This window comes from Mesorhizobium sp. M7D.F.Ca.US.004.01.2.1, from assembly GCF_003997785.1.
GTDB classification, from domain to species: domain Bacteria; phylum Pseudomonadota; class Alphaproteobacteria; order Rhizobiales; family Rhizobiaceae; genus Mesorhizobium; species Mesorhizobium loti.
The window spans coordinates 1-12,194 of record NZ_RZRQ01000182.1 but is presented as its reverse complement, the minus strand read 5'-3'; the positions used below and the strand labels follow the sequence as shown (position 1 = coordinate 12,194).

Below are 12,194 nucleotides of genomic sequence, written 5' to 3'. Positions count from 1 at the left end.
ATGGTACTGTTGTCGTCGAAAACGGGCCTGGTCGAAGCGTTGCTGCTCGACAATGGCTATCTCACCGATGTCCGTACGGCAGCGGCCGGCGCAGTCGCGGCCAGACATCTGTCGCGGCAGGACTCGTCTGTCGCCGCGATCTTCGGCGCCGGCGTGCAGGCGGGGCTGCAGCTCGAAGCACTCATGCTGGTGCGGCCGATCGCCGAAGCGCGCATCTGGGCGCGCGATGCCGTCAAGGCAGAGATGACCGCGGCTGCCTTGCGCGAAAAGCTCGGCATCGCCGTGCGCGCCGAATCCGATGCCGCAAACGCGGTTGCCGGCGCCGACATCATCGTCACCACCACGCCCTCCACCGAGCCGCTGATCAAGGCGGGGTTCGTTTCCGCCGGCCAGCACATCACCGCGATGGGCTCCGACGCCGAGCACAAGAACGAGATCGCACCGGCCATCCTGCGCATGGCCGACCTCTATGTCGCCGACAGCGCCCGCCAGACGCGGCGGCTGGGCGAGCTGCATCATGCCATCGCGGCGGGTGTGATGGCTGGAGATGCAGAGGTGACCGAACTCGGCCAGATCATCGCCGGCGAAAAACATGGCCGCCGCTCGGCCAGCGATATCACCATCGCCGATCTCACCGGCACCGGCGTGCAGGACACGGCGATTGCCACGCTCGCTCGAGACCGCGCGCGGGCGGCCAATTCCGGGACCACTTTCGAAAGCTGATGCTGGCCGCGAGGCCCAACAAACGAGGACCAAGAACAATGCAACCGAACCTGAAGTTCTCGCGCGGCGAATATGCGGATCGCCTCGCCAAGACGCGCAAAGCCATGGAGGTGAAGGGCGTCGATCTGCTTGTTATCAGCGATCCCTCCAACATGGCCTGGCTGACCGGCTACGATGGCTGGTCGTTCTATGTGCACCAAGCCGTCATCGTGCCGCCATCTGGCGAACCGGTCTGGTACGGCCGTGGCCAGGATGCCAACGGCGCCAAGCGCACTGCCTATCTCGCGCACGACAACATCGTCGGCTATGCCGACCACTATGTGCAGTCGACCGAGCGCCATCCGATGGATTTTTTGGCCGGCGTGCTTGCGGATCGCGGCTGGGGCAAGCTCACGATCGGTGTCGAAATGGACAATTACTGGTTCTCGGCTGCCGCCTTTGCGTCGCTGCAGAAGCATCTGCCCAATGCCCGCTTTGTCGACGCGACGGCGCTGGTCAACTGGCAGCGCGCGGTCAAGAGCCCGACCGAGATCGACTATATGCGCAAGGCCGCCCGCATCGTCGAGGCGATGCACCAGCGCATTGTCGACAAGATCGAGGTCGGTATGCGCAAATGCGATCTCGTTGCCGAAATCTATGATGCCGGCACGCGCGGTGTCGATGGCATTGGCGGCGACTATCCGGCGATCGTGCCGCTGCTGCCGTCGGGTGCCGATGCCTCGGCGCCGCATCTGACCTGGGACGACAGGCCGATGCAGCGGGGCGAGGGCACCTTCTTCGAGATCGCCGGCTGCTACAACAGGTATCACTGCCCGCTGTCGCGCACCGTGTTCCTCGGCAAGCCGACGCAGGAATTCCTCGATGCCGAGAAGGCGACGCTGGAAGGCATGGAAGCCGGCTTGGCCGCAGCGAAACCCGGCAACGCCTGCGAGGACATCGCCAATGCCTTCTTCGCCGTGCTGAAGAAGTATGGGATCGTCAAGGATAACCGCACTGGCTACTCGATCGGCCTGTCCTATCCGCCGGACTGGGGCGAACGCACGATGAGCCTGCGCCCCGGCGACCGCACCGAACTCAAGCCCGGCATGACCTTCCATTTCATGACTGGTCTCTGGCTGGAGACGATGGGGCTGGAGATCACCGAATCCATCCTGATCACCGAAACCGGTGTAGAGTGCCTGGCCAATGTGCCGCGCAAGCTGGTGGTGAAGGATTGAAGCCGATGTCTAGCCTCCGCCCATCACCGATCGCGCCGACCGTCGATTTCGACCGCGACGGTGTCCAGCACGGTTTCCTGCGTCTGCCCTACAGCCGAGATGACTCGGCCTGGGGCTCGGTGATGATACCGATCTGCGTCATCCGCAACGGCAAGGGGCCGGTGGCTCTGCTTTCCGGCGGCAACCATGGCGACGAGTATGAGGGGCCGCTGGCGCTTTACGATCTCGCCCGCACGCTCGATCCCAAGCAAGTCAGCGGAACGGTCATCATCGTGCCGGCGATGAACTATCCGGCCTTTCGCGCCGGCACACGCACCTCGCCGATCGACAAGGGCAATATGAACCGCAGCTTCCCCGGCCGGCCGGACGGAACGGTGACCGAAAAGATCGCCGACTATTTCCAGCGTGAGCTACTTCCCCGCGCGGACATCGTGTTCGACTTCCATTCCGGCGGCAAGACGCTGGACTTCGTGCCGTTCTGCGCCGCGCACACGCTGCCCGACAAGGCGTTGGAGCAGAAAGCCTTCGACGCGGTCGCGGCGTTTTCCGCCCCATTCTCGATGCGCATGATCGAGATCGACGCCGTCGGCATGTACGACACGGCTGCCGAGGAGATGGGCAAGGTCTTCGTCAGCACCGAGCTTGGCGGCGGCGGCACGTCGCGAGCGCAAACCGTGCGGATCGCGCGGCGTGGTATTCTCAATGTGCTGCGTCATGCCGGCATTGTTGATGGTGTGGTCGAGAAGACTCGAACCCAGTGGCTCGACATGCCATCCGGCGATTGTTTTTCCTTCGCCGAGGATGACGGCATGATCGAAACCATGATCGATCTCGGTGAGCCCGTCGAAAAAGGCGCGGTGCTGGCTCGCATTCATTCCACCGGCCGCACCGGCGTCGCACCCCAGGAAATCCGGGCAAAAATGGCGGGCATGCTGGCGGCGCGGCATTTCCCCGGCCTGGTCAAGGCCGGGGACTGCGCGGCGGTAGTGGCGGTGCACGTCTGAGCGGTTCCGCCGAGGCCTGCTCCGCACCGGTCAGCTCCATCATCACCTGCTCTTTATCCTTCGCGGAGCCCTCCGGCGCGGCGGAAAGAAGCAGGATGGCGAGCGGAGTCGACATTGCATGAGGATGACACTATATACCGGCGGCTTCGACCCGCGCGCCTGAGGGTTTGCGCCGCGAAGCAACTGTAAATGTGTTGTGTGTTGCGCCATCTATTGTGACGAAAATCGGCTCGGAAACCGGAAAAAAGCAAGTAGAAACAGTGGCGCAAAGCTGGGCGTGGCCCAGCTAACGGTACCGACCCCCCAGAATCAGAAAATGCTCTTGAACCCTCGATTTCCTATGGCTCTGTGGACCTTGGACGGCATCGGCTTGCCGGCTGACCGCGACTCGGCTCGAATGGGGACATGCATCCTTTCTGGGATGTCGACGTTTCTGATTACCAACCGGCTTTGCCGCCAGGGAACAGCAGTATGAGTGAGCACGCGATCGAGTTCTTGCGGGGATGGATCGGCGAAAAGGTCCATTGCCAGTCATCCCAGGCCCGGATCGACAAGCAGGCCGAGACTTTGGCCAAGGAATGCGCTGCCGAGGCGGCGGAAGTCGGCATCCCGCTGGAAGATATCCAGGAAGAAGTCGGCGATATCAAGGAACTCATTGCCTCCCGGCTCGAGGAAGCGGCCGAGGCCGACGAGCAGCAGCAGGCATCCAGCAAAGCCGCGGAATGACCGCATAAAAGCGACTCCATCCGAAACACGCGGGCTGCTTGGCCCGCGTTTTCGTTTCAGCGATGGCTCTCAGCCAAATTTTTCTTTCAACCACGCCTTCGGCAGCGCCGGCACGAAGTTTCCGTCGCGCCCGGTCATGTCGTCATTGGCGACCAATGCGTTGAGGATCGCTTCCTCCACGGTCTGGATCACCGCATCGAAAAACGGGTCGATGTCGGTGTCCGGAATAAAATCGGCGCTGGCGATGCGGCCGGATGGCGAAAGCGCCGCGCTCGCATTGGCGGTCGAGAAGGCGATAAAAATGTCGCCTGAACTGTGGTAAGCGAAGCCGCCGGTCATGGCGACGCCAAGCGGCACCCGGCGGGCCAGCCGCTTCATCTGATGCGGCAGGAACGGCGCATCGGTGGCGACGACTGCGATGATCGAACCCTTTTCAGTGCGCGGCGTGCCTTCGCGGACCGCCGGTTCGACGAGTTCCGGCCCGGCGCGCATACCGCGAACGGCAAAATTGTGCCGCTTGCCGAAATTCGACTGCACGAAGGCACCGACCGTATAAGTGCGGCCGTGCCATTCAACGATGCGCGATGCTGTGCCGGACCCGGCCTTGAAGCCGAAGGTGATCATGCCGGTGCCACCGCCGACGCTGCCTTCCTCGATCGGTCCGCCCACAGCACCGTCCAGTGCCTGGGCAACATGCTCTGACGTCAAATGGTGGCCGTTGATGTCGTTGAGGAAGCCGTCATAGGTCTCCGCCGCCACCGGCAGCCCCCAGCCGCTGTCGAGCGCCGCCGGCAGTACGCTTTGCATCCAGCGCAGCGTGCTGTCGCGGGAGACACCGCAGGAATGCGTGTTGGTGATGGTGATCGGGAAGTTGAAAGCGCCGGTTTCCTCGACGATGTGCGAGCCGGTCAGTTCGCCATTGCCGTTCTGGCTGAAGATGCCGGCGAAGACCGGCGTCGCAAGATCGGTGCGCCGCCTGGGCAGGATCGCGGTCACGCCGGTGCGCACCGGCCCCTCGCCGACGACGAGCGCGCCATCGCCCGAAATCAGCGTCTCATAGCCGACCGCTACACCAGGCACATCGGTGATCGCATTGAACGGCCCGGGCGTGCCGTCGAAGCCGATGCCAAAACTTCGCGCGCGCGGTTTGCCTGAGGGCGTTGCCAGATGGTTCGGATTGTCGGTCATGGTGTCAGAACAGGGATCCCTGATTGCCTGGCTCTTTGGCCTTGGCTGCCGGCTTGGCAACCGGCTTTGGCCTCGCCGCACCGCTGGTTGCCACCGCATCGGCGGTGCCATCGGCGAACTCGAGCGAAAGCGCCATTCCCGACGCCACATCGGCCACCTGCTTGATCACCACCCCGTCGGCGTCCTTCACCAGGGCAAAGCCGCGTGCCAGCACCGCCTTGTGCGACAGCGTGGCAAGCAGTCGGTCGGCCTGGCTCAATTGCCCGCGCAGGCGCTCGAGCCGCACAGAGATCACCCGATCCTGCCGCCGCGCCAGCGCCGCCAGCGTGTCCCCCAGCAGTTTCTGGCGCCGTATGATCGGTGCCGGCGACAGCCGCGTCGCGGTGCGGGAAAATCGCGCGCGGCGTTCGCGCACGATGGCAAAAAACGCTGCTTGTGCGCGGGCGAGGTCGCGGCCGGTCAGCGTGCGCGCTTCATTGATGCGCCGCGACAGCGTGGCCGGCGTCAGCCTTTGGCCTTGCAACCGCGCCCGCTTGCGGTCGACGCTGACGGACAGCGCCCGGCCGAGCCTGGATGTCGCCTCATCGAGGCGTCGGCGCGGCAGCGCCAGCAATTGATCGGGCGAGGGCAGAGCGCGGGCGGCGGCACGAGCAGCCTGCCGTTTGCGTTCGAAATTGCGCAGGACCGCCGCCTTGAGCCGCGCCCCGAGGCTAGCAAGCGTCGCTTCGAGGTCGGCCTTCACCGGCACGGCGATTTCGGCCGCACCCGTCGGCGTCGGCGCCCGCACATCCGCAACGAGGTCGATCAGCGTCCAGTCCGTCTCATGGCCGACAGCCGAGATCACAGGAATGCCGGAGGCGGCGACGGCGCGGGCGAGGGCCTCATCGTTGAAGCCCCAGAGGTCTTCGAGGCTGCCGCCGCCGCGCGCCACGATCAGCAGATCGGGGCGCTGGATAGCGCCATCCCATGCCAGCGCGTTGAAGCCGTTGACCGCCGCGGCCACTTCCGCGCCTGACGTCTCGCCTTGCACACGCACCGGCCAGACCAGGATATGCAGCGGAAACCGGTCCTTGATACGGTGGATGATGTCGCGGATGACGGACCCTGTCGGCGAGGTGACGACGCCGATGACGCGCGGCATGAACGGCAGCAACCGCTTGCGGCCGGTGTCGAACAGGCCCTCGGCCTGCAGCCGCCGCTTGCGCTCTTCCAGCAGCGCCATCAGCGCGCCGGCGCCGGCGGGCTCCAGATTGTCGATAACGATCTGGTAGTTGGACTTGCCGGGATAGGTGGTGAGCTTACCGGTGGCGATGACTTCCATCCCCTCCTCGGGGCGGAACTTCAGCCGGCTCATCGTGCCTTTCCACACCACGGCGTCGAGCCGCGCGCGGTCGTCCTTCAGCGCGAAATAGGCATGACCTGAGGAATGCGGCCCGCGATAGCCTGATATTTCGCCGCGCACCCGCACATTGCCGAAGACATCCTCGACCGTGCGCTTCAGCGCGCCGGAAATCTCGCTCACCGTGTATTCGGCGGCGTTGGTGCGTGATTCGGATGCTGCGTCGCTCATCGGCCGATTGGGGGACGGTTGGGCCCCCGCGTCAAGGTGGCCGCGTCAGGCCAGCCGTTCATAATCCGCATGCCGGACCCTGCCTACCAGCCGGGCAGGATCTGGTTCGGCTTGGTTCGCCGCAGCTTGGTGAAGGCGAGGGCTGCGAAATCGAATGTCCCGGTGTCTTCGCTGATCGGCACGGAAATATTGTCCAGGCTTTCCGAAATATGACGCGCAAGCGCATCGACGATCTCCGGCCGCGACGTCTGGCCGCGCATGATGCCGATGCGGCAATCGGGCAGGGCGCCAAAGCCGTCGGCTTCACCCAGCACCCGCATGCCGGGCCTGAGCGCGCATTCCGGCAGCACCGAAATCGCCAGGCCCGAAAGCACCGCGGCGGTGATGACGGTGGCCGAGAAGCTGGTGAACAGGATGCGATAATCGCGGTTCTGCTGGTCAAGCACATCGACCGCGGCGCGCCGCCAGATGCAGTTCGGCCGGCCGAAGGCCATCGGCAGCGTTACCTGCTCATGCGTCGCATGGTTGGCCGAGGTGACCCACAGCAGCGGTTCACGCCGCACCACTTCCGACTGGCCGCGTACGTCGTTGTGCGTCACCAGCGCCAGGTCGAGATTGCCGCGCTTGATATGTTCGACCAGCCCCGGCGTCGGCTCGCAGATGACAGTCAACTCGACGCGCGGATTGGAGCGCGTGAACCGCGCCATGATCTCGGGCAGGAAACGGTCGGCATAGTCGTCGGGCGTGCCGATGCGGATCGTGCCTTCGAGCCGCCGGTCGTCGAAAGCGGCCAGCGTTTCGCGGTTGAGGTAAAGCAGCCGCCGCGCGTAGGAGAGCAGCTTGTCGCCTTCCTCGGTCAGTCTGTTGGTGCGCCCGTCCTTTTCGAACAGCGGCTTGCCGAGCCGCTCCTCCAGCCGGCGCATCTGCATCGACACCGCCGACTGGGTCCGGTGCACCTCTTCGGCTGCTCGGGTGAAGCTGCCGGTGTCGGCAATCGAGATGAAGGTCTGCAACTGATCGAGATCGAGCGGCGATTTCATCGATATGATCCATCACTGGTGTTGATGTTAAAGATTAGAAACATTCGTTGGATTAATCAATCGGTCGATGGCAAATTGGCATTGTCCACATGAAGTCATGTGAATTGGGACCGGAACGGCCGCTGTTGCCAGCGCCGATTGCCTGGTCTCGCCCGGCCTACAGCGCCGCGCGTCCTTTGGACGCGCAAAGGACGCTGTAGCACTTTGATTTTGCGCATGATCCTTTTCCGAACCTCCGGTTCGGGGTCATGCGGCAGTCTGAAGGAGACCGACATGACCACGTTTGATTTCGCCACCGAGACCTCGCGCATCACCTCGCGTCCGGCCGTTGCGACGCGCGTGGCAAATACCGTCTCCAACGCCTACCGCGCCTGGAAAAACCGCCGCGCCTTCTATCGCCTTGGCGAGATGTCGGATTCCGAACTCGCCGATATCGGCCTGACGCGCGCCGACCTGCATGTCGCCATCGACGTGCCGTTTGGCCGCGACCCGACGGCGATGTTGCGCGAAATCGCCAGCGATCGCGTCGAGACGATCGAGGACATTGCCCGCAAGGTGGCCTGATCTGTCGCTTGTCGTTTTGGTTGCCGTGAACCTTTTCGAGGTTCGACGCGACTGAAGAGTATGCAGGCCCACACTCCCTGCCGGATCCCCGCCGGCCCGCCTGCACTCTGCCCGGTCCTCCCAGGACCGGGCTTTTCTTTTTCTACCCCCTGTCGAAGACAGGCTGCTTGTTGCTTGCCTACCGCCGGTCCATATCCCGCTTGAACTGGTCGAAGATCGTTTCCACGCCCTTCTGATACTCGTCACGCTGCTGGGCGCCGGTTTCGAACATCTTGCCGAACAAATCGTCGAACGGATTCCTTGGCCTGCCGCTCGGATTGGCCTGTGGCTGGGGGGCCTGACGCTGCTGCGGGGGCGCTTGAGGCTGTTGCGGCGCCGGCTGGCCGCCCGGGATGCCGAAGCCGCCACCGCCGCCTTGCCGCAGCATCTCCTCGAAGATTTTTCCCAATGGATTGTCGCCATAAGGGCTCTGCGTCTGTTGAGGCTGTGGCTGTGCCCGACCTTGCGGCTGTGGCTGAGGCGCGCCGCCGCCGAACATGTCCTGCAGCACCTTGCCGAGCGGGTTGTCGCCATAGGGGTTGGGTGCCGGCTGCGGCTGACTTTGCGGCTGTGGCGTCCCGCCGCCGAACATGTCCTGCAAAACCTTGCCGAGCGGGTTGTCCATCGGGTTCTGGGGCTGCGGCGCCTGGCGTTGCTGTGGCGCCGGGGCCTGCATGCCGCCGCCTTGCCGCATCATCTGCTCGATGATCTCGCCGAGCGGATTGTTGCCGCCGCCGCCGAAACCGCCGGCGGCCTGCATCTGATTTGTCGTCTGCTTGAACAGCCCGCCCATGACCATCGAGGCGATAGCCGGCAGCATCTGCTGCAGGATCTGCTGATTGACGCCGCTCGCTTGCGCGGCCTGGCTGGCCACCGCGCGCGACAGATCCTTCGAGCCGAACAAATGCCCGAGAATGCCGTTGCCCTCGTCGACGCCTTGTGGCGAGAAGGCTCGGGTTGCGTCCTCGAAATACTTGGCGTGCTGGCCGCTGGCCATCGCCGTCATGAAGGCGCCGAGCCCATAGGGGTCGGCAGTGTTGCGTTGCAGCCCCTGCGAAAAGGCCGGCAGCAGTGCGGCAACTGCCGCCTGCGTCTGCTGCATCGATAGCCCATATTGTTGGGCAAGGGCCTGAATGCCGCTGCCGTTCTGGGCCTGTGTCAGCATGTCGAACAAGGTAGGCATCGGCGTCTCCTCCGGAAATCCTCGCCGAAGAAGCCTAGTTTGTTTCCACTTCCGATTGAAGCGACTTTTGCCGATCAATCGGCTGCGTCAAATCCGAGGGTTAATAGGCGTATTCCATGAAAACCGGCTCGATCGAGCCACCCCAGCGCGTATGATAGGCCGACAGCATCTCCTCGGCGCTGGTTGTGCCGCGGGCCACGACTTCGTCGAGCGTGTTGAGGAAGGAGGTCTCGTCGTAGCCGTCGCGGTTCTTGCGGCCACGGTTCTTCAGGCCCATGCGGGAAATGACCATCACGTCTCGCGCGATTTCGCGCAGCGTGGTGTTGCGGAAGGGCGCGGAAATGCCTTGTTCCGGCACGGCGTTGCGCATCGCCAGCGTTTCTTCATACGTCCAGCTCGAGGTCAGCGCCTCGGCGGCATCGAGTGCTGCTTCATCATAGAGCAACCCGACCCAGAAGGCCGGCAGCGCGCAGATGCGCCGCCACGGCCCGCCGTCGGCGCCGCGCATCTCGAGGAAGCGCTTCAGCCGCACGTCCGGGAACAGCGTCGACAGATGGTTCGCCCAGTCGCCCATAGTAGGCAGCCCGTCCGGCACTTCATTGCGCGCGGCCCCGGCCATGAACTGGCGGAAGGTGATGTGCGTCATGTCGTGATAGTGGCCGTCGCGGATGACGAAATACATCGGCACGTCGAGCGCCCATTCAACATAGTCGGCGAAACCGAAATCGGGCGAGAAGCAGAATTCGAGCAGGCCCGAGCGCTGGTTGTCGGTGTCGCGCCAGATGTCGCCACGCCAGCTTTGCAACCCGTTCGGGTGACTCTCCGTGAACGGCGAATTGGCGAACAATGCCGTCGACAGCGGCTGCAGCTTCAGCGACACCTGCATCTTGCGGCGCATGTCGGCCTCGCTCTCGAAGTCGAGATTCACCTGGATCGTGCAGGTGCGATACATCATGTCGAGGCCCTTGGTGCCGACCTTGGGCATGTAGCGTGTCATGATCTCGTAGCGCGATTTCGGCATTTTCGGCGTCTCGGCCAGCGACCATTTCGGGCTGCCGCCGAGGCCAAGGAAGCGGATGCCCATCGGTTCGGCGATCTCGCGCACCTGCGCCAGATGGGCATTGCCCTCGCGGCAGGTCTGATGGATCGTCTCCAGCGGTGCGCCGGAAAGCTCGAACTGGCCGCCGGGTTCCAGCGAAATCGCTCCTTGGCCGGTCGGTTCGACCAGGCCGATGATGCGGCCGTCGTCGACGATGGGATCCCAGCCGAGCTTTGACTGCATGCCTTCGAGGATGGCGCGGATGCCGCGCTCGCCGCCATAGGGGACCGGTGCATTGCCGTCGACGTAGAATGGGAATTTCTCGTGCTCGGTACCGATGCGCCACTTGTCGCGCGGTTTGTTGCCTTCGGCGAGGTGCTCGACGAGTTCGTCGAAGTCTTCGATCGGCCGAAAATCGGTTGTATCGCGCGCCATGATTGAGCCCTCAGAGGCGGTCGGACGACCGCCGGCGGTAAATGGACGAAATGTCAGCAGCCGATCAAGCGAAAAATCCTGAGCCAGAGGTCAAGAGGAATTGAACGTGGCAGCGCTGCTCGTTCCTTGCAAGAGGCGAGGTCTTACCAGTCTCCGACTGTCGCCTGCATCACCGCGAGCGCGGCCACCGCCGCCGTATCGGCGCGCAGGATACGCGGGCCGAGCGGAATGGCGATGACGAAGGGCAGGGCGCGCAGCATCTTGCGCTCGTCGTCGGAAAAGCCGCCCTCCGGCCCGACCAGCAACCCAAGCTTCTTTTCCTTCACCGCCTGCAGCGCGGGCAGCGGATTGTTGGTCGAGGCGTCCTCGTCGCAGAAGATCAGCCGTCGCTCCTTGTCCCAGCCGGTCAGCAGGCGGTCGAATTTTTCCGCTTCGCGCACCTCCGGCACCGCCAGTATGCCGCATTGTTCGGCGGCTTCGGCGACATTGGCGCGCAAGCGATCGATCGACGGCTTGGCCACTTGCGTGTGCTGGGTGATGACTGGCTGCAGGACGCCGGCGCCCATCTCGACTGCCTTCTGCACGAGATAGTCGAGCCGGCCCTGCTTCAGCGGCGCAAAGCAATAGACGAGATCGGGCAGCGGCGGCTGTGGCCGTTGCAGCGCCGACACCTTCAGCCGCACCGCCCTTTTTGTTTTCGCGACAAGGGCCGCCGACCATTCGCCGTCGCGGCCATTGAACACCAGGATTTCGGCGCCTTCGGCAAGTCGCAGCACATGCAGGAGATAGTGGCTCTGCTGCTGGCCGGCGTCGAACTCGATGTCTGGCCGCAGATCGTCGGGCACGAACAGACGTTGCATTTTGTAATTGGCGCGCATCGCCGAGGAATGAGCGAGCCGGCCGCCGGCGTCAAGCCTCGGCGGTCGGATGCCACGCCGGCCGAAAGCCATGCCGCAGCACGGCGAGCGTCGTGGCCGGCGTCAGCAGCGACAGCGTCTTGCCTTTGAGCTGGCCGAAATCGTTCGGCTGCCCGTATCCCGCAAAGGACCAGCGCAGTGTCTTGCCCATGCGCAAGGCATAAACGGTGCCGCCATCCGCAACGATGGCGCCGTCCGGCAGGCCGGCAAGCTCTTCAAATGCCACCATCGGCGGCTTGGCGCCCGAAGCCAGCCGCTCCTTGTGCAGCCGCTTGTCGACCATCGGCGCGCGCGGCTCGGCAATGCCGAAGGCTTCGCCGAAGCGGCCAACGAAAACCTTGGCCCGTTCGCGCTGGCAAAAGAAGCAGGGGCGATGCCCGGCCGCCAATGCCGTCACCTCGTCGAGGAAGAACAGCTCGGTCCAGCCCGCTTTACCGCCCTTTCGGTTGCTGCCCAGCGGTTCGCGCCGCACGTCGCGGAATTGGCAAACGCAGATGATCCAGGCCTGAAGCGCCCAGCGCTTTTTCAGCAGCGTCTTCGTCTCGGGAT

12 protein-coding genes are annotated in these 12,194 nt (G+C 64.1%); 5 read left to right on the top strand and 7 right to left on the bottom strand.

Annotation, left to right across the window (positions count from 1 at the left end; genetic code table 11):
• From EN993_RS22310 to EN993_RS22295, 4 genes are all read left to right on the top strand, one after another.
• On the top strand, window positions 1-723 hold a 723-nt coding region (locus tag EN993_RS22310; RefSeq protein ID WP_127264842.1), incomplete at its 5' end, for an ornithine cyclodeaminase family protein.
• A 38-nt stretch (window positions 724-761) separates the two neighbouring features.
• Window positions 762-1,940 (top strand): ectoine hydrolase DoeA, encoded by a 1,179-nt coding sequence (doeA, locus tag EN993_RS22305; protein ID WP_109670194.1) that lies wholly within the window; start codon window positions 762-764, stop codon window positions 1,938-1,940.
• Window positions 1,941-1,945: 5 nt separating this feature from the next.
• Window positions 1,946-2,944: a N(2)-acetyl-L-2,4-diaminobutanoate deacetylase DoeB gene (gene doeB / locus EN993_RS22300; RefSeq protein ID WP_127264841.1), complete on the top strand. Its 999-nt coding sequence runs from the start codon at window positions 1,946-1,948 to the stop codon at window positions 2,942-2,944.
• 405 nt (window positions 2,945-3,349) lie between these two features.
• Complete coding sequence (locus tag EN993_RS22295; RefSeq protein ID WP_245468932.1) at window positions 3,350-3,670, top strand: hypothetical protein; 321 nt, start codon at window positions 3,350-3,352, stop codon at window positions 3,668-3,670.
• Window positions 3,671-3,739: 69 nt separating this feature from the next.
• Here the strand turns inward: EN993_RS22295 and EN993_RS22290 are convergent, their stop codons facing one another.
• The 3 genes from EN993_RS22290 to EN993_RS22280 form a co-directional block, all read right to left on the bottom strand.
• Window positions 3,740-4,858, bottom strand: a complete 1,119-nt coding sequence (locus EN993_RS22290) for a P1 family peptidase (RefSeq protein WP_127264840.1) — start codon at window positions 4,856-4,858, stop codon at window positions 3,740-3,742.
• Between the two features lie 4 nt (window positions 4,859-4,862).
• Window positions 4,863-6,428 (bottom strand): exodeoxyribonuclease VII large subunit, encoded by a 1,566-nt coding sequence (gene xseA / locus EN993_RS22285; RefSeq protein WP_127264839.1) that lies wholly within the window; start codon window positions 6,426-6,428, stop codon window positions 4,863-4,865.
• Window positions 6,429-6,511: 83 nt separating this feature from the next.
• A complete protein-coding gene (locus EN993_RS22280; RefSeq protein WP_109670024.1) occupies window positions 6,512-7,468 on the bottom strand; it encodes a LysR substrate-binding domain-containing protein in 957 nt (318 codons plus the stop codon).
• A 273-nt stretch (window positions 7,469-7,741) separates the two neighbouring features.
• Here EN993_RS22280 and EN993_RS22275 point away from each other — a divergent pair, with 273 nt between their 5' ends.
• Window positions 7,742-8,032: a DUF1127 domain-containing protein gene (locus EN993_RS22275; protein ID WP_109670192.1), complete on the top strand. Its 291-nt coding sequence runs from the start codon at window positions 7,742-7,744 to the stop codon at window positions 8,030-8,032.
• A gap of 178 nt (window positions 8,033-8,210) precedes the next feature.
• On the opposite strand, the gene EN993_RS22270 is transcribed toward EN993_RS22275, so the two are convergent.
• The 4 genes from EN993_RS22270 to EN993_RS22255 all read right to left on the bottom strand — a co-directional run.
• Entirely contained in the window at window positions 8,211-9,254 is a 1,044-nt protein-coding gene (locus tag EN993_RS22270; protein WP_127264838.1) for a DUF937 domain-containing protein, read from the bottom strand.
• A gap of 100 nt (window positions 9,255-9,354) precedes the next feature.
• Window positions 9,355-10,728: a glutamate--cysteine ligase gene (locus tag EN993_RS22265; protein ID WP_109670020.1), complete on the bottom strand. Its 1,374-nt coding sequence runs from the start codon at window positions 10,726-10,728 to the stop codon at window positions 9,355-9,357.
• 143 nt (window positions 10,729-10,871) lie between these two features.
• A complete protein-coding gene (locus EN993_RS22260) occupies window positions 10,872-11,606 on the bottom strand; it encodes a 16S rRNA (uracil(1498)-N(3))-methyltransferase (protein ID WP_127264837.1) in 735 nt (244 codons plus the stop codon).
• A gap of 31 nt (window positions 11,607-11,637) precedes the next feature.
• On the bottom strand, window positions 11,638-12,194 hold a 557-nt coding region (locus tag EN993_RS22255), incomplete at its 5' end, for a hypothetical protein (protein ID WP_127264836.1).